Annotated in this window: 15 protein-coding genes, 2 tRNA genes and 1 other RNA gene; 4 read left to right on the top strand and 14 right to left on the bottom strand. The window is 33.2% G+C overall.

The window, feature by feature from the left end; all coding sequences use genetic code 11:
- Positions 1-59: 59 nt before the first annotated feature.
- The 3 genes from A9601_RS16285 to A9601_RS16275 are packed head-to-tail and all read right to left on the bottom strand — an operon-like array spanning position 60 to position 2,508.
- Entirely contained in the window at positions 60-671 is a 612-nt protein-coding gene (locus A9601_RS16285) for an ATP-dependent Clp protease proteolytic subunit (RefSeq protein WP_002807795.1), read from the bottom strand.
- Between the two features lie 24 nt (positions 672-695).
- The gene (locus tag A9601_RS16280; protein WP_011376956.1) at positions 696-1,358 is read right to left on the bottom strand and encodes an ATP-dependent Clp protease proteolytic subunit; all 663 of its coding nucleotides are present in this window, start codon (positions 1,356-1,358) and stop codon (positions 696-698) included.
- A 40-nt stretch (positions 1,359-1,398) separates the two neighbouring features.
- On the bottom strand, positions 1,399-2,508 hold the full coding sequence (locus tag A9601_RS16275; protein WP_011818930.1) for a PIN/TRAM domain-containing protein: 1,110 nt from the start codon (positions 2,506-2,508) through the stop codon (positions 1,399-1,401).
- A 95-nt stretch (positions 2,509-2,603) separates the two neighbouring features.
- On the opposite strand from A9601_RS16275, the gene hemW reads away from it, so the two are divergent.
- Positions 2,604-3,827, top strand: coding sequence for a radical SAM family heme chaperone HemW (gene hemW / locus A9601_RS16270; RefSeq protein ID WP_011818929.1), 1,224 nt, complete (start codon positions 2,604-2,606; stop codon positions 3,825-3,827).
- On the opposite strand, the gene panB is transcribed toward hemW, so the two are convergent.
- A complete protein-coding gene (gene panB / locus A9601_RS16265) occupies positions 3,820-4,593 on the bottom strand; it encodes a 3-methyl-2-oxobutanoate hydroxymethyltransferase (protein ID WP_011818928.1) in 774 nt (257 codons plus the stop codon). The two genes, hemW and panB, sit on opposite strands and share 8 nt — an antisense overlap.
- Before the next feature lie 47 nt (positions 4,594-4,640).
- Here panB and ffs point away from each other — a divergent pair.
- Positions 4,641-4,737, top strand: an RNA gene (ffs, locus tag A9601_RS18375) — signal recognition particle sRNA small type.
- A 12-nt stretch (positions 4,738-4,749) separates the two neighbouring features.
- Here ffs and ftsZ read toward each other — a convergent pair.
- From ftsZ to A9601_RS16235, 6 genes are all read right to left on the bottom strand, one after another.
- Positions 4,750-5,865 (bottom strand): cell division protein FtsZ, encoded by a 1,116-nt coding sequence (gene ftsZ / locus A9601_RS16260; protein ID WP_011818927.1) that lies wholly within the window; start codon positions 5,863-5,865, stop codon positions 4,750-4,752.
- A 179-nt stretch (positions 5,866-6,044) separates the two neighbouring features.
- Positions 6,045-6,776 carry a cell division protein FtsQ/DivIB gene (locus tag A9601_RS16255; protein WP_011818926.1) on the bottom strand — a complete coding sequence of 244 codons (732 nt, stop codon included), beginning with the start codon at positions 6,774-6,776 and terminating at the stop codon, positions 6,045-6,047.
- Positions 6,766-7,176, bottom strand: a complete 411-nt coding sequence (locus A9601_RS16250) for a hypothetical protein (protein WP_011818925.1) — start codon at positions 7,174-7,176, stop codon at positions 6,766-6,768. Before A9601_RS16250 ends, A9601_RS16255 begins: the two co-directional genes overlap by 11 nt.
- 10 nt (positions 7,177-7,186) lie before the next feature.
- Positions 7,187-8,254: a D-alanine--D-alanine ligase family protein gene (locus A9601_RS16245; RefSeq protein WP_011818924.1), complete on the bottom strand. Its 1,068-nt coding sequence runs from the start codon at positions 8,252-8,254 to the stop codon at positions 7,187-7,189.
- A 12-nt stretch (positions 8,255-8,266) separates the two neighbouring features.
- Positions 8,267-9,661, bottom strand: coding sequence for a tRNA (N6-isopentenyl adenosine(37)-C2)-methylthiotransferase MiaB (gene miaB, locus A9601_RS16240; RefSeq protein ID WP_011818923.1), 1,395 nt, complete (start codon positions 9,659-9,661; stop codon positions 8,267-8,269).
- 71 nt (positions 9,662-9,732) lie between these two features.
- A tRNA-His gene (locus A9601_RS16235) sits at positions 9,733-9,805 on the bottom strand.
- A 130-nt stretch (positions 9,806-9,935) separates the two neighbouring features.
- On the opposite strand from A9601_RS16235, the gene A9601_RS16230 reads away from it, so the two are divergent.
- On the top strand, positions 9,936-11,171 hold the full coding sequence (locus A9601_RS16230; protein ID WP_011818922.1) for an amidohydrolase family protein: 1,236 nt from the start codon (positions 9,936-9,938) through the stop codon (positions 11,169-11,171).
- A gap of 37 nt (positions 11,172-11,208) precedes the next feature.
- On the top strand, positions 11,209-12,561 hold the full coding sequence (locus A9601_RS16225; protein WP_011818921.1) for an FAD-binding oxidoreductase: 1,353 nt from the start codon (positions 11,209-11,211) through the stop codon (positions 12,559-12,561).
- Here A9601_RS16225 and A9601_RS16220 read toward each other — a convergent pair.
- The 4 genes from A9601_RS16220 to murA all read right to left on the bottom strand — a co-directional run bounded on the left by A9601_RS16220 (position 12,558) and on the right by murA (position 16,970).
- On the bottom strand, positions 12,558-13,790 hold the full coding sequence (locus A9601_RS16220) for a bifunctional folylpolyglutamate synthase/dihydrofolate synthase (protein WP_011818920.1): 1,233 nt from the start codon (positions 13,788-13,790) through the stop codon (positions 12,558-12,560). The genes A9601_RS16225 and A9601_RS16220 overlap by 4 nt on opposite strands.
- An 11-nt stretch (positions 13,791-13,801) precedes the next feature.
- The gene (locus A9601_RS16215) at positions 13,802-14,977 is read right to left on the bottom strand and encodes an aspartate aminotransferase family protein (protein ID WP_011818919.1); all 1,176 of its coding nucleotides are present in this window, start codon (positions 14,975-14,977) and stop codon (positions 13,802-13,804) included.
- A 5-nt stretch (positions 14,978-14,982) separates the two neighbouring features.
- Positions 14,983-15,064: transfer RNA gene (locus A9601_RS16210), tRNA-Leu, on the bottom strand.
- A 535-nt stretch (positions 15,065-15,599) separates the two neighbouring features.
- Positions 15,600-16,970 (bottom strand): UDP-N-acetylglucosamine 1-carboxyvinyltransferase, encoded by a 1,371-nt coding sequence (gene murA, locus A9601_RS16205; protein WP_011818918.1) that lies wholly within the window; start codon positions 16,968-16,970, stop codon positions 15,600-15,602.
- Between the last annotated feature and the right edge of the window lie 14 nt (positions 16,971-16,984).

Here is a 16,984-nt window from a genome sequence, read left to right as displayed (position 1 = left end):
TAAATAAACTAAATAATTATTAATTTAAAAATTAAAATTAAAATATTAATTTAGAAAATTTAAGATTGATTTGCTTCGCTTGGATGTGTAATTACTCTATCAATTAGGCCATAGTTTTTTGCTTCTTCCGCACTTAAAAAATAATCTCTATCAGTATCCTTTTCAATTTTCTCAAATGATTGGCCTGTCATATCTGCCATAGACATATTTAACATGTCTTTAATTCTTAAAATTTCCTTAGCTTCTATTTCAATATCACTTGCTTGACGTTGAGATGTCCCCCCTAAGGGTTGATGTATCATTATTCTGCTATGGGGCAAAGCAACTCTTTTACCTTTTGTGCCAGCGGCCAAAAGGAAAGCTCCCATGGAGGCTGCGAGGCCTACGCATATGGTTACTACATCACTTTTTACATATTTAATGGTGTCATATATAGCCAAGCCTGCAGTTACTGATCCTCCTGGGCTATTGATATACAGATAGATAGGTTTGGAATTATCATCAGAATCTAAATAAAGCATTTGTGCTACAAGGCTATTAGCAATTCCATCATTCACTTCTTGTCCAAGAAAAAGAATTCTTTCAACACCTAGTCTTGTGTATATGTCAACCCATCTTTCGTACTGACTTCCTGGAAGTCTGTAAGGCACGCTTGGAGTTCCTATTGGCATGATTTTAAAATAGTTTTGTGAGAGTTAAATTTTATTTGGTAAATCTTTTTGACTTGTTAGTATTCTATCGATAACTCCATAATCTAGGGCTTCTTGGGGGTTGAGATAACTCATCCTGTCAGAGTCTTTTGAGAGTTCTTCGATAGTCTTCCCAGTATTACGAGATAGAATCTCCAGCATTGATTTTTTATTTTTCAAAACCTCCTCAGCTCTTATTTGGATATCGGTTGCTTGGCCTCTTGCTCCGCTTATAGGTTGATGTAAAACAATAGAAGCATGTGGAAGAGCCGCCCTTTGTCCCTTAGTGCCAGATGAAAGGATAACTGCGGCAGTCCCCATTGCTTGTCCGATACATATTGTGTGTACTGGGGGCTTGATGTAACTTATTGTATCGCAGATAGCAAAAGCTTCTGTTTCAAAACCAACTGCATCACCAGTGTACCAACTTGTCCCCGTTGAATTGATATAGAAATAGATTGGTTTTTCTGGATCCTCAAACTCTAAATAAAGAAGTTGAGCAATGATTAGCTCAGTTACATCCATTCCTAATTGTCTTTTAGCATCATCATCTGAAAATAATGGTAAACCAAGATAAACAATTCGCTCTTTCAATAAAAGAGATGGGAGATCAGGGGGAGGGGTCCTCATAACGGTATTTTCCCCGTAATAAGGAGCAGATACAGTCATTTGTATCACGAAATTAAGATTGAACTGATTCTAGCTAGATTTAGCCCTGTGTCGCTGGTGATTTAAAAGATTTGTTTGACTCAGGATTATTTATTAGTTTTCCAAAGACCATTCTTCCAGTGGGAGTTTGTAATGCTCCTGTGATAATAATATCTAATCTGCTGCCAACAAAATTCTTTGCCTCGTCAATAACAACCATTGTGCCGTCATCTAAATATCCAATACCTTGCATTTTTTCTTTGCCTTCTCTCACGATTTTTATATTCAGTGATTCTCCTGGTTGAACTTCTGGCCTTAAAGCAATAACTAGATCACTCAAATTCATAACTTTTAATTCTTTAACTTCAGCAATCTGAGAAAGATTGTAATCAGCCGTAATTAAAGTTCCTGTCATATCCTCAGTAATTTTCAAGAGTTTTTCATCTACCCCATTACCTTCATACTTTGTTGGGTTTATTACAAGTCTTCTCCCATATAGATCTCTTAATTCTTTTAATAACTTGAGACCTCTTCTGCCTTTCGACCTTTTTTCATTACTGCTTGAGTCAGCTAAAGTTTGTAATTCGTCAATTACACTTTGAGCAACAATTAATTGCCCTTCCAATAATCCGCAACTTAATAGGCCATTGATTCTTCCATCAATAATTACACTGGTATCTAGAATTTTTGGACTTGCAGCAGGGAGTATACCTTCATTAACTAGATATGCATCAGTATTATTTGGATTGAATAATCTCAATAATGTCCTTCCATGGGTATCTGCCAACTTATAACCAAGCGCACCAAAGAAAATGTTGCTTAATATAGCTGCCAAGGGTTTTGCGAAAAAAACCTCTCTAGGGAAGGGAATTAATAGTATTGGAGCAAGTAGCAGATTCGCAACAAGTAATCCTAAAATTAAACCAACGGACCTACTTATTAGTAAATCTGTTGGCATTGTTCTTATTTGATCAAGAAACGTCTTTCTAAGTTGAAGAAATACAAAACCAGCTGCTAATCCTACAAAAAAACCAATTATTGCTAAAACAATTCTAAAACCTTCTACATTAGAAACCTGTTTGAGTATGTCTACTGGCAATAAATCAACACCAAGCCATCCTGAAGCAGCCCCAGACAATACAAATAAAATTAATACTAAAATATCTGTCATATATATAATCTACTAGGATTTATTAATTGAGTAAATAAGGATCTTATTTTTTTGATCCTTAATACTTTTTTGGAGCTTAAGAATGAATTTATATTATGAATAAGTTTCCAAGAAGTGCTTATGTGCACATTCCTTTTTGCCACAGAAGATGTTTTTATTGTGATTTTGCAGTTATTCCATTAGGAAACAAAGTTGAAACTTTAAAAGGTTATGGAAGCAAAACTGTTCAAGAGTATTTGCAATTTTTATTTAAAGAAATATTGTCAATTAAACATAAATCACCTCTATCGACAATTTATATAGGAGGTGGTACACCATCAATTTTAGATCCCAGCCAAATCAAAGAATTAATTGATCTTTTTAAAGAAAATTATGGCATTGACTATGGTGCTGAAATCACTATGGAGATTGATCCAGCTAGTTTTACTCAAGATGATCTTTTTGGATTCATAAATGCTGGGATAAATAGATTTAGTCTCGGAGTACAAAGTTTTAATAATCAGGTACTTCAAAAGTCGGGAAGGCGTCATTTGAAAGAAGATGCAGAAAAATCTTGTTTCTGGTTGAAGAGAGAATATGATTCTGGGTTAATAAAAAGCTGGAGTTTAGATTTAATACAAAACTTGCCACTTAGTGGATTTAAAGAATGGCAAGATGACTTAAAAAAAGCAATAACATTTTCACCGCCGCATCTATCTATTTACGATTTAAATATTGAAAATGGCACTGTTTTTAAGAAATTAGTTAATTTAGGCAAATTAAAACTCCCAAGTGATGAAGAAGCTGTTAGAAATAGTGAATCAACACATTTAATTTTAAAAAACTTAGGGTATTCAAGATATGAAATCTCAAACTATTGCCTTCCGGGACATCAATCGAGACACAATAGAGTTTATTGGAGTGGTTTAGGCTGGTGGGGTTTTGGTCAAGGCTCCACTAGTTCACCTTGGGGGGAAAAATTAACTAGACCAAGAGTTAGTAAAGAATATAAAGAATGGGTAATTAGACAATACGAATTTAATTTAGATTCATCCTTAACTAATAAGGATTTTGTCTACAAAGAACTTGATGAGAAAATAATGTTGGGATTAAGACTCAAAGAGGGTTTAGATATCAAAAAAGTGTTTCAAGAACAAAACTGGGAGAACAAAAAATTTGAAAGCAACTTTAGTAAATTGCTCAAAGAATGGGAAAGGTTTCTTGAAAGTGGACTTTTAGTAAGAAAGGGTTATAGATTCTTTTTAAGTGAGCCTAATGGCATGGAACTAAGCAATCAAGTTCTTGTTTCTATGTTTAAGTGGTGGGATGAGATTAATTAAGTCTTTCAGAGTCTACCCATTCTTTTAATTTATCCTTAAATAATTTCTTTCCCTGGATAATTGGTTGGCAAAATGGTGGTTGATCATCATTTAGGCCTAACAAATCTGCAGTAACTCTTACTTGCCCATCGCAATAATTGCCTGCACCAATACCTATTATGGGAATTGTTAAAGAATTTTTTATTTCTTTAGCAAGCAAATCAGGAATATGTTCAAGAACTATTGAAAAACATCCTAATTCTTCAAGAATTGAAGCCTCTTTCTTAATTTTTTCTTGGCTTGCTAAGCTTTCTCCTTGTTTTCTTAATCCAATATTTAGGTAGCTTTGTGGTGTAAGACCTATATGACCCATAACAGGGATTCCCATCCTTATTAATCTAGAGATAACTTTTTGTATTTCTGGTTCTGCCCCTTCCACTTTTACAGCTTTTGCATAAGTGCTCTGAATGATTTTCCCTGCATACTCAACAGCCTTATCCTCACCACATTGGTAAGTTAGAAAAGGCATATCTGAAACTACTAAAGGTTGTTCCTCAATTTTCTTCTTGAATCCTCTAGAAACAGCATTAGTATGGTAAATTATATTTTCCAAAGTTAATGGCAATGTCGATTTGTATCCTAAACAGACCATTGCTAATGAATCTCCTACTAGTACAAGATCAACATTTGCTTGTTCTGCAATAGATCCTGATATGGAGTCCCATGCTGTTAGAGCAATGATTTTGCGAGATTTTTTTTTATAGTTAACTAGGTCTGAAGGTAACATAATAAATTTATGTATCTTTTTTAAACAAGAATTGCTAATATGATCTTGACTCGGCCTTTCGCGGTTTTAACGCCTAAACCTGGTCAGGACCGGAAGGTAGCAGCCACAAGGGATGCTTGAGGCAGGCGAGATAACCGAGTCACTCTATTTTACCTTTTAACCTATATCTTTTTTATTTTGCCTTAATCTCAAAAACTCAGGAATACTAGCTCCTGATTCTTTATTTTCGGAAAAATTATATAAGGGTTGATTAGATAATCTGTTTTTTATTCTTTGTTGATTTAATGGTTGAGTTGTCTCAAATCCTGTAGCAATCACAGTAACTTGTATCTCCCCTTCCATTGCTTCATCAACGACTGCACCAACAATAATATTTGCTTCTTGATCAACAACATCATAAATAATTTCAGATGCAGAGGTCATGTCTTCTAAAGTCATGTCTTTGCCACCAGTAATATTTATAACGCAGCCTTTAGCTCCATCAATTCTAGCAGCTTCTAGTAAAGGACTATTCATTGCAGCCTGTGCCGCCTCTATAGCTCTCGATCTTCCTGAACCTATTCCTATGCCGAGGAGAGCAGTGCCAGCTTCTGTCATAACTGATCTTACGTCTGCAAAATCAACATTAACTAATCCTGGGCAAGTAATTATGTCGCTTATGCCTTTGACGCCCATTCTTAGAACATCATCAGCATTCCTAAATGCTTCTTGAAGGGGAGCTCCTGCTATAACATCTTTTAATCGGTCGTTTGGAATAACAATAAGAGTATCAACGTTTTCAGCTAGTCTTGCGATCCCCTCCTCTGCTTGACGCATTCTTCTTTTCCCCTCAAAAGAAAAAGGTTTGGTTACTATACCTACAGTTAGAGCACCACTTTGTTTTGCTACTTCTGCGACAACGGGAGCTGCACCTGTGCCAGTTCCTCCACCCATTCCAGCGGCTATAAAAACTAGATCAGATCCCTCTAAAGCTTGTTGAAGTTCTTCTTTGGATTCTTCGGCTGCTTTTTGTCCAATACTTGGATTCCCTCCTGCACCTAAACCTCTAGTGAGGTTTTGTCCAAGTTGAACTCTACTTTCTGCAGAAGATTGTAGTAGGGCTTGTGCATCTGTATTGAGGACTCTAAATGAAACACCTTCTAAATCACTATTTATCATTCTATTGACTGCATTACTGCCACCACCACCTACACCAATAACTTCTATTTTGGCGTTTTGGCTTGGAAGGATTTCTCTCGATTGATCAAAGTTTGGATTGTTACCGAAGCTCATCTCTTAATAGGAATCTATTACTAGTATTGGGTGCATTATGAACTTACTGCGCTCATCTGTAGGAATTTGTTGAGGAAAATCCTAAAAATATTTATTTATTAAATATTTTGTTTTGAATGCAAAACCCATATCAACACTACAATAATTAAAAAAAATTACTCAAAATCCTTTTTTAAATATTAGGGTTTGAACACTTTTATTTTTGGTTTATCTGGGTTAGTAAGATCAATATTATCTATTTTTTTTGAAAAGCTACTTTTCTTAAATTCATTTTTCAGATTATTGATTATTTGTAATTGATAGTTGATTAAATTTGGCTTAAATCCTAAGAATATTGTTTTTAAATCTTTTTCCTCAACAGTTAGAAACCCATCGGATGAAAAAGTTATTTTAACTATCTCTAATTCATAATTTTCTATAGCGATAAAAATATCAGATAATATTTTTTTAAATTTTTCTTTCCATCCAAACACTTCTATGGTTAATTTGTTTAAAGTTTTTTTGTCTGCATTTTGTCTATTTATAAAAATTCCATCTTTATCAATGTAGCCTAATATTTTTTTATCTTTTAATATTCTCTCACCGTAAGCTATTGGGATTCTTGAATCAATATGAACTTTCAAACCAAAAGGAAATAATTCTCTGTTTACTGAAACATTCTTGAGAGACAAATTTTGTTTTAACTCTTGTTCTAACAAATAAGTTTTGACAAAAATTAATCGGATCGGGAATTTTAAAGATGAATTATTTATCACATCATTCGGTGAAAATAATTCACTACCAGAAACCCTAATGTCCTTAATATCAACTTTTTTGAGAGTTTTTATGCTTAATAAGCTTGTTAAAAAGAAAAATGAAATTAGAAAAAAAAAGCTTCTATTTTTGATTTTTTTTTGGTTTTCAAAGGTCACATCTAGCTTTTTCCATCAATTGATCCATCCATTCTCTCGCTTGTTCTGCATCTGAAAAAGGTACATCCATCTCTTTCCCGTCACCTACTAATCTCAACCTGCACTTACCTTGAGATTCATTTGTTAGAGGAGCTTCTCCTGAAGTTAGTGCCATTAATTCAACCAACTCTAGTTTTTTGATTATAAAACTATCTTTTTCTTCAAATTTACCAGCTTCAAATGCGCTCCACCTTAACTCCCCATCTTTTAAAGAGGCTGCACCTGAACTGTCTAACTTGCATAGTTCAGAATCACTCGCCCAACTTCTAAAAAGATTTTGCCTTCTTCTTTCTAACCATCCAAGCGCAGTTAATAAAATGAAGATTAAAAGTAATGGTAACCAAAGAAGTCCATGCAACATTTGATTTAAATTACAAATCTAAAGATATATCTACCAGTTTAGCCACAAGTTGTTCAATTTTTAAACCTGAAGCTTTCCAAAGCATTGGGAACATACTATTTTTTGTAAAACCAGGAATTGTATTTATTTCATTTAAAAAAATTTTATTTGAAGATTTTTCTAAAAAGAAATCTACTCTCGCAAAACCGAAAATATTTAGTGCTCTACAACTTTTAATAGCGATTTCTTTAATTTCTTTTGAGATTTTAGAATCTATTTCGGCTGGGATAATTATTTTGTTATTTGAGTGATATTTTGAGTTGTAATCATACCAATCACTTTTGTAATTAACTTCACCTATCTCAGAGGTTAAGAGTTTTGAATTCCCAATTATTCCGCATTCAATCTCCCTTACCTCTAAACCTTCCTCTATTAAGATACTTGGATCTATTCCCCGAGCTTTTTCTAATGCTGGTATTATTTCTGACTTATTTATGACTTTGGAGATGCCTAGAGATGATCCGGAGTTCGATGGTTTAACAAAAACAGGAAAATTTAATTTTTTTAAGATTTCATGAATTAACTTATTTTTTACTTCCTCATCGTTAAGATCTTGATTCTGAAAAACTAGATAATTAACTTGTGGAATTTTTAGATTTGAGAAAATTATTTTCATCAATATTTTATCCATTCCAAGTGCAGAGCCTATAATTCCACATCCGACTAAAGGTTTCTTTGTGAATCTCAGTAAGCCATGAATTGATCCGTCTTCTCCATTAATTCCATGTAAAAGAGGAAACCAAACATCAACATTTTGAAAATCAACTCCGTCCAGGAAGTTAATTTTTTCTTGATTGAAAATTTGTTTTTTTGTTGTGTTTTTGTTTTTAGATTCATCAATTAGGATTTTTTCTGAACTATCACTATCAAGCCAATCTCCATATTTGTTTATGTAAAAAGCTCTTATCGTAAAGCGTTCTTTGTTTATTTCTGATTTAAATGCTTGAAAAACTGTTTTTGCAGAGGATATCGATACTTCATGTTCATTGGAATTACCACCAAATATTAACCCAATACATTTTTTCTTTCCCCCAATCATTTAGAAAAAAAATTATAGATAAAGTTCGCCTGTTAAAGAGAAAGGTCTTGTTTCATTAATTCTGACATCTATCTCATCTCCCAATGAAAAATTAAAGTCAATGTTTTTTGGAATCTCTACGAAAGTTAGTCTATTCGTTCTAGTTCTACCCATAATTTGCGAGGAATTTTTTGGATTTAAACCCTCAATTAAAACGCTTTCTATATTATTTATGTATCTTTTGTTTCTGCTCCTAGCAGTTTTCTCGACCAAATCATTTATTTCTTGCAATCTAGCTTTTTTCACCTCTTCTGAAAGTTGATTCGACCAAACTGCCGCAGGCGTATTTGGTCTTGGAGAGTATGCTGCTGTATTTACTTGATCAAAGCCAATTTCTGTTATTAGCTTTAACGTATCTTGGTATTGTTTTTCGGTTTCTCCTGGGAATGCAACTATTGCGTCAGCTGTGATTGATGCATCTGGCATTAATGATCTTATATTCTCGATAATATTTTTATACTTTTTGATAGTATATCCTCTGGACATTTGCTTTAAAATCTCATCATTTCCACTTTGGAAAGGAATATGGAAATGTTCACAGACTTTATCAAGTTCATAACAAGCTTGAATCAACCTTTTTGAAAAATATCTTGGATGACTAGTAGCAAATCTTATTCTGCGAATTCCTTTAACATCATGAATATAATATAAAAGATCAGTTAAAGTATTTTCTTTTCTTCCCTCTTTTGTTGTTCCTGGAAGATCTCTACCATATGCATCAATGTTCTGACCCAAAAGAGTAATTTCTTTAAAATTATCACCAGCTAATTTTTGAATCTCACTTTTTATCGCATTTGGATATCTTGATTGCTCTTTTCCTCTTACAGAGGGGACTACACAATATGAACATCTTTCATTACATCCATAAATGATATTAACCCAGCCACAAATAGAGCTTTCTCTTCTGGCACTTGTTATGTCTTCAGAAATGAAGTTTTCTTCTGTGGCAGCAACTTGATTTCCTAAATCAACTTTCCCCAGAAGATTCTCAAGATTATTTACGTGTTGAGGCCCCATAACCAGATCAAGTTCTGGGACTCTCCTTAGTAAGGACTCTCCCTCCTGCTGAGCAAGGCAACCTGCAACAACAAGTTTTAAGCTAGGTGTTTTGTGCTTTCTTTTTGCTTGTCTTCCTAGAAAGCTATAGACTTTTTGCTCCGCGTTATCTCTGATTGTGCATGTATTGTACAAGACCAAATCCGCATTTAATTCATTATCTGCTCTGGTATATCCCATTTTCTCCAATGTACCAGCCATTCTCTCAGAATCAGCCTTGTTCATTTGGCATCCAAATGTGGTTATCCAATAACTACCAGTAGTTGAATTCTTTTGAAAAATTTTTTCGTCTGGTTTTGTGTTTGTTAGCACTTTGCTAGGAATTTTTATGATTCTTTAATTCAAAATTACAATTTAAAAAATTTTGCTGCAATTTTTTTGAGGGCGAGCGAGGGGATTCGAACCCCCGAATGGCGGCGCCACAAGCCGCTGCCTTAACCACTTGGCGACGCCCGCCTCACATTTATAAATTTAACAACTCAAGGGTAATTTTTCATAGTTATTTTTATCTTTTAGCGAAATTTGAATTATTTTCAAATTCAGTAAAGTTTTCTTATGATTTAAAATAAAAAGAAAATTTAAAAATTTGAGTAATTCCGGCACAGCTGAGGTTCTTATTCCCAGAAGCCTTTGTCTAATAGAAGATATAGATAACCTCATTATCGATGTAGAGGATTTATGTTCAGTTTCCATTAGTTGGGAGGATGGATTAGTTTCTGAGTTAAAGCCTTTAAAAAATAAAATTACAAAACCAAAAAATATTTTATTCCCAAGATTTGTTGAAACGCATTCGCATTTTGATAAATCTTTTACATGGGCAGACTTTCCTAATCTGGAATCAAACTACGGAGGAGCGTTATCAGTAAATCTTGAAGAACATAAAACTAGAACTACAGATAAGGTTCTTGAGAGAGTTGATAAATCATTAAAACTTGCCATACAAAATGGATACCGAGCAATTAGAAGTCATATCGATACATACAAAGGTCAATCTATTGACATTTGGATTGAACTTTTTAAATTACAAAAAATATTTTCATCTGAGTTGACACTACAATACGTTGCTCTAGCTCCAGTGGAATTCTGGGATACAACTGATGGAGAAGATTTGGCAAAAATATTTTCCTCTAATGGAGGTATTTTAGGAGGTGTTATTGTACCCCCTTTCAATAAAAAAAATACAAGCAAATTTCTAGCAAAGATGCTTCTTCTTGCTAGAAAATATAAATTAGAAATTGATTTGCATATAGATGAATCAATTATTGAACCTGGAGCGGGAATAAAAGTTTTATTAGAAACAATAGAAAATTTAAAAATTAATAGTATTCCAATCACTTGTAGTCATTTGAGTAGTCTTATTTCTCTAAGTAATAGTGAGATTTTAAATTTAGGAGAAAAAATGGCTGAGAAAAATATTAAGGTTGTTGCTTTACCCCTAACAAATTTTTGGCTGCTCAATCGAAGTAATAAAACTACTTCATTTAAAAGACCAGTTGCGCCAATAAAGCAATTACAAAAATCACATGTGGATGTATCTCTTGGTAGTGATAATGTTCAAGACCCTTGGTACCCATTTGGTAATTTTGACCCTTTTTATATGCTGTCTTGCTCGATGCCTATGCTTCAACTAAATCCCTGGGAGCGAATGACTCTATCTTCTATTTTTTTAGCTCCAAGCAGATTATTAAATTTAAAATGGGATGGTTTAATTAAAAAAGGTTGTCCTGCTGATTTTGTGATTTTAGATGCACAAAGGTGGGCAGATGTTTTTTCGAGCAATTTAAAGAGAAAAGTATTTATAAACGGCGATTTACATTCCTAATTGGCTAATTTATATACAAATCATAAAAATTTTATTAATGATATCAAAACTTAAATTTATAGACAAATTTAGAGAAGTCAAAAACTTAGAGATTATTGAAAATAAATCCGATGTAAAAAGACTTTCAAAAGATTTTTATAACTACTCTCCAATCCTTACTGAAAAATTAGACGAATGTATTGCTGATGTGGTGGTAAGACCTAGTGATCACAAAGCGGTAAAAGAAGTAGCAGAAATTTGTTGGGAATTATCTATCCCACTTACTTTAAGGGGTTCAGGTACGGGTAATTATGGACAAGCTGTCCCATTATTTAAAGGAGTTGTGATGCAGATGAGTCAATTTAATAAGTTAGAAGAATTTGATCCAGATACAGGCTTTGTAAAAGTACAATCTGGCTGTGTTATGGGAGATTTGAATAAACAATTAGATAAATATGGGAGGGAATTGAGGTTACTTCCTAGTACTTGGAAAACTGCCACAATTGGAGGTTTTATTGCAGGTGGTTCAGGAGGTATTGGTTCCATTAGATGGGGATTTTTAAGGGATCCAGGAAATCTTTTAGGTTTAGAGGCAGTAACGATGAATGAAAAACCTGAATTACTAAAATTTGATGCTGAAGAATCCGAACCTCTTAATCATGCTTATGGGACTAATGGAATAATTACTTCTTTATTACTTGCTACTGATATCAAACGTAAGTGGTACTCATTAGTTATCGACTGTATTGAATTTGAAAAAACAATAGAAATATTAAAAACTCTTACTAGCGCAGCAATTAATCTGAAATTAGGAGCAATTCTTGAAGAAGAAATTGTAGATCAAATGCCAAAATGGTTTAAAGGTAAATCTAGAAGTCACAAGATATTAATACAATCTACCCTTGGAGGAATAAAAACCATCGAGCTTATTTGTAAAAAATTTAAAGTTGAATCTACCTTACTTGGGGAAGAAGAAAAGCTCGTGAATGGAATTTCTGAAGTCGTATGGAATCATACAACTCTTCATATGAGGTCTAGGGATAAAAATTGGACGTATTTACAGATGCTTTTGCCACTTAATAATGAAATAGAATTAATTAATTTTTTGAGGAAAAAATGGGGTAAAAAAGTTCTTTGGCATTTAGAGGCAGTTTCACAACAAGGATCACCGCGATTAGCGGCTTTGCCTGTTTTAAAGTGGAATGGGCCAGAAGAATTAAAAGAAATAATGGAAGATTGCAAGAAACTTGGTGCGTTTATTTTTAATCCTCATGTTTTAACAGTTGAAGGAGGAGGTCTCGGAGTGGTGGATGCAGATCAAGTAAAAGCGAAATTAAGATTTGATCCAAAAGGGCTATTAAATCCAGGGAAATTGGAAGGTTGGGAAGTAAGAGAACAATTTAAAATTTAGAATTTCTGTTTATACGCAAATTTAATAAATTCAGCAACTAAAAAAATAGAACCTGTTACAACAGGATGATTAGGTGGCCATGTTTCCAGGGAAAATAAATACTCAATGGCATGTTCAAATTTTTTAAATTCAATTATTTTTTGAAAGTCAATTTCTTTAATCTGAGAGAGATCATTTAATTGCCAACAAGGTTGGTTTGGAACTGGCACAAGTAATAAGTGATCATTTTTCTTTAGAAGTGTTTTTAATATTGCGTAAATATCTTTTTGTCTTTGGACACCTAAAATCCAATAAATTCCTTTATCTTCATTCTCCCAATTGCTTCGCTCATTAGAGAGTGCTTTTGCAGCAGGATAATTATGCGCACAATCTACAAGAATTTCTTTGTTTAAATAATTTATTATTTCTAGCCTTCCGTTCCAAGTTGTCTTTTTAAGACCTTCAGATATATGTTTTTCTTTTATATTGAATCCCAAATTATTCAGCGCTTCAATTGCTCCAACAGCTACTGAAGCATTTTGCTTTTGAAAAATTCCTTTTAATCCAAGCTCATAGCTGTTTGAAATTGAATCTTTCCAAATAATTGCTGCACCTGCCTCTTTAACTTTTTTGGTTATTAAATTTTCAACTTTACTATTTTGGTGGCATGAGATAACAATTGAATTTTGTTCAATAACTGCTAATTTTTCTTTGGCAATTTTTTCAATCGTATCTCCAAGAAATTCCTTATGGTCTAAGCCAATATTCCCAATAGCAATTATTGGTCTAGATTTATGAGCTGTTGTCGCGTCTAATCGTCCCCCTAAGCCAGCTTCAAGAATGAGCAATTCAACTTTTTTATTATCAAAAAAATTAAGTGCGCAGCAAATAATTTTTTCAAAAGGTGTTAATTCAAATTTTGAAAATTTTGTTTCTATTAATTTATAGATTTTTTCAAAATCAGTTTTGCTGATATTTTTTTTATTTACTCTAATCCTTTCGCATACGTCAAAAAGATGAGGAGATGTCGTTACACCAAAATTCTTTTTAGCTTCAAAAAGTATACTCTCTATATATGCTGCGATTGATCCTTTCCCATTGGTTCCAATAATTTGTATCGCAGGGACATTTCCGCAGGGATTACCAAGTTCTTGAAGTGCTTTTTTAATTCTTGATAAACCTAATTTGATATTATCCCTTTCGTATTTAGGAGATAATAATTCAAAAATTTTTAAATTTGCATTTTTCAAAATTTAAATTGTTATAACTCTTCAAAAATTGAATTTAGCTTATTCAAAAGAATATTAATTTCTCTTCGAGATATAACTAATGGTGGGACAATTCTTACGACGTTTCCTCCTGCAGGAACTACCAGTAATCCTTTATCAAAAGCTTTTAATGTAATTTTTTTTGCTTCAGCATAATCATCATTGATCACAAGACCTTGTATTAAACCTAAACCTCTTTTTTCGCTAATAATATTTGGAAATTTTTTTGACAATTCTTCAAATCCAGCACTTAATTGTTCCCCTCTTAGATAAACATTATTAATAAGATTTCTTCTATTTATTTCTTCTAATACAGTTAGAGCAGCTTTGCAGGCGAAAGGGTTTCCCCCAAAAGTGCTTGCATGATCTCCTGGAGTAAAAATATTGGCTTTTTCTTTTACTAATAATGCTCCAATTGCATGACCTCCTCCTAATCCTTTAGCAAGGGTGAATCCATCAGGTTCTATTCCTAAATTCTCATAACCCCACATTTTTCCAGTTCTACCTACTCCACTTTGGACCTCATCTAAAATTAGAAGAGAATTATGTCTATTACATATATCTCTAAGGCCTTTGAAAAATATTTTACTTCCTGGAATTACGCCACCTTCTCCTTGTATTGGTTCAACTAAAACGCCGGAAATCTTTTGGTCATTATTTTCACACTCTTCAAATAATTTTTTTACAGAATCAAAATTGTTAAATTTAAAAAATTTGAACCCTTGAATCATTGGTTCGAAACCTTTTTGGTATTTGGGCTGTCCAGTAGCACTCAAGGCTGCCAGCGTTCTTCCATGAAAGCTAGATTCTGCTGCGAGAATAATTGATTCTTTACCTTTATTTGTTGTATTACCATATTTTTTAATTAATTTAATTGCTGATTCATTTGCTTCTGCACCACTGTTGCAGAAGAAGACGCTTTTGGCACAACTCATATTCGTTAAAGTTCTGCTTAATTGTTCTTGTTCTTCAATGTTGTAGAGATTGGAAATGTGCTGAATCTTTTTTAGTTGACTTGATAGCCTTCTTCTTAAAACTCTATCGCTATGTCCAAGACTGCAAGTCGCTATACCAGCGACTGCATCAAGATACTTTTTACCTGATTTGTCCCATAACCAACAACCTTTTCCTTTTTTGAAAGATATATCGAATCGACTATAGGTATTCATCAAAGTGGGAGCGGTCGGACTTGAACCGACATACCCGAAGGTGCCGCATTTTGAGTGCGGTGCGTCTACCAATTCCACCACGCTCCCAAGGCTTTTGAAAAAATGAACTTTTTTATTATAACAAAAATCAACTTGTTGACTATTGTTTTGGTCAAGGAACAATGATCAAGATAACGTTTGTTAATAGTTAATCTTTCCGATAAAAACTTAGAATTATATTTATTGCATTTGCTGACAAGAAATGAGGTAAAAAAGGAAATTTAAACATTTATGATACATTTTTGTGATTAAATGCGATTAAAAGTCTTTTTTTAGAGGATATAGCTTCATGATTAGTAATATTGTGTTATATTTAATAAAAAAAAGCAAATGTCTAAAACTCAAGCTAAAAAATTATCCTTTAAATTTGTACCTTATCTTTTTGTTGCGGTAACTATACTCACAACATTCGGATCTAATAGCGGAACTTGGGTATGAACGAATTCAATTTTAATGGTTTAAATAAAATTTGGTCTAATCGCTTTCTAGTTTTGTTTATATTATTTTTGGGTTGTATTTCACTAATTAATATTGCTTACGTTTAAATCAATTCCCTTAGTTTTAAAAACATATTTGGAAAAGGTTAGGCTGCTCCGAGTTTTGAAAGATTCTCAGATTTAGATTCAATTTTATATCCATTCTCCTCAAAAGTATTTTTACTGATCTCTCTAATTATTTTTACACCTAAATTTTTTAGTTTTAATTCAAAATTTTCATAACCTCTATCAAGATGTTCTAATCCATAGAAATTACTACTACCTTTTGCGATGATTCCTGCAATTATTAATGCAGCTGATGACCTTAAATCTGAGCCAACTAGATTCATCCCATTAATTGTTTTAACACCTTTGATGTGAGCTACGTTTTTGTTTAGTTTTATACTGGCGCCCATTTCATTAAGTAGATAAATATGATTCATTCTGTTTTCGAAAATTGTTTCAGTTATCTTTGATTCACCATTTGCGATTGTCATTAGAGTTGTAAATGGTGCCTGCAAATCAGTAGGAAAGCCTGGGAAAGGAGCTGTTTCAATATCTACTCCTTTAATCTCTTTACTCTTGATAGAAATAGAATTACCTTTAATCGTAATTTTACTCCCACTCTCTTGAAGCTTATTAGTGACAGCTTCAAGATGATGAGGGATTACTGGAGAAATTGTTATTGAAGAGGAAGTTGCAGCAGCAGCAATTAGAAAAGTCCCAGCTTCTATTCGGTCTGGAATTACTTTATGGGTACATCCGCCAAGCTTATTAACACCATCAATAATGATTGTTTCTTTACCGGAGTCATAAATTTTTGCCCCCATTTTATTAAGCATTTGGCATAAATCTTGAACTTCAGGCTCTCTAGCAGCATTTTCAATAGTAGTTCTTCCTTTGGCTAAAGATGCTGCCATAATTAAAGTTTCAGTCGCACCTACACTTGGACAATTTAATTTAATATGAGTGCCATGAAGTCTATTTTTGTTCCCCCTTATTTTTGCCTTTACAATTCCCTTTTCAATAATAATTTCTGCTCCTAGTGCGATTAATCCATTAATGTGCTCTTCTATTGGCCTTGAACCAATGTTGCATCCACCTGGTAACGGTACTTGAGCTTCTCCAAATTTAGTTAATAGTGCACCTATACAAAAGAAACTAGCTCTTAATCCTTTAACAAGTTCATATGGAAGTTCTTTAATCGAAATAGTTGTTGGATCTATTTCTAGTTGGTTGTTTTTACGAACTAAATTCACTCCTAGATTCTTTAGGATATTCCCCATCTTTTCAATATCAGTGAGAAAAGGTACATTTTCAAGAATTATTTTTTCATTAGTTAGCAATGATGAGGCTAATAAAACTAAGGCGGAATTCTTAGCACCACTTATTTCAACTATTCCATTTAACTTGCCTTGGCCAAGAATCTTTAAATTTTGCGATTTAAGATATGACTTCGTTTTGCTTCCGCAAATCATTAAGACTTAATTTA

Origin of the sequence: Prochlorococcus marinus str. AS9601, assembly GCF_000015645.1 — a bacterium.
GTDB lineage: Bacteria > Cyanobacteriota > Cyanobacteriia > PCC-6307 > Cyanobiaceae > Prochlorococcus_A > Prochlorococcus_A marinus_O.
Note: the sequence above shows the minus strand (reverse complement) of the source record. Positions and strands in the feature narration are given on the sequence as shown.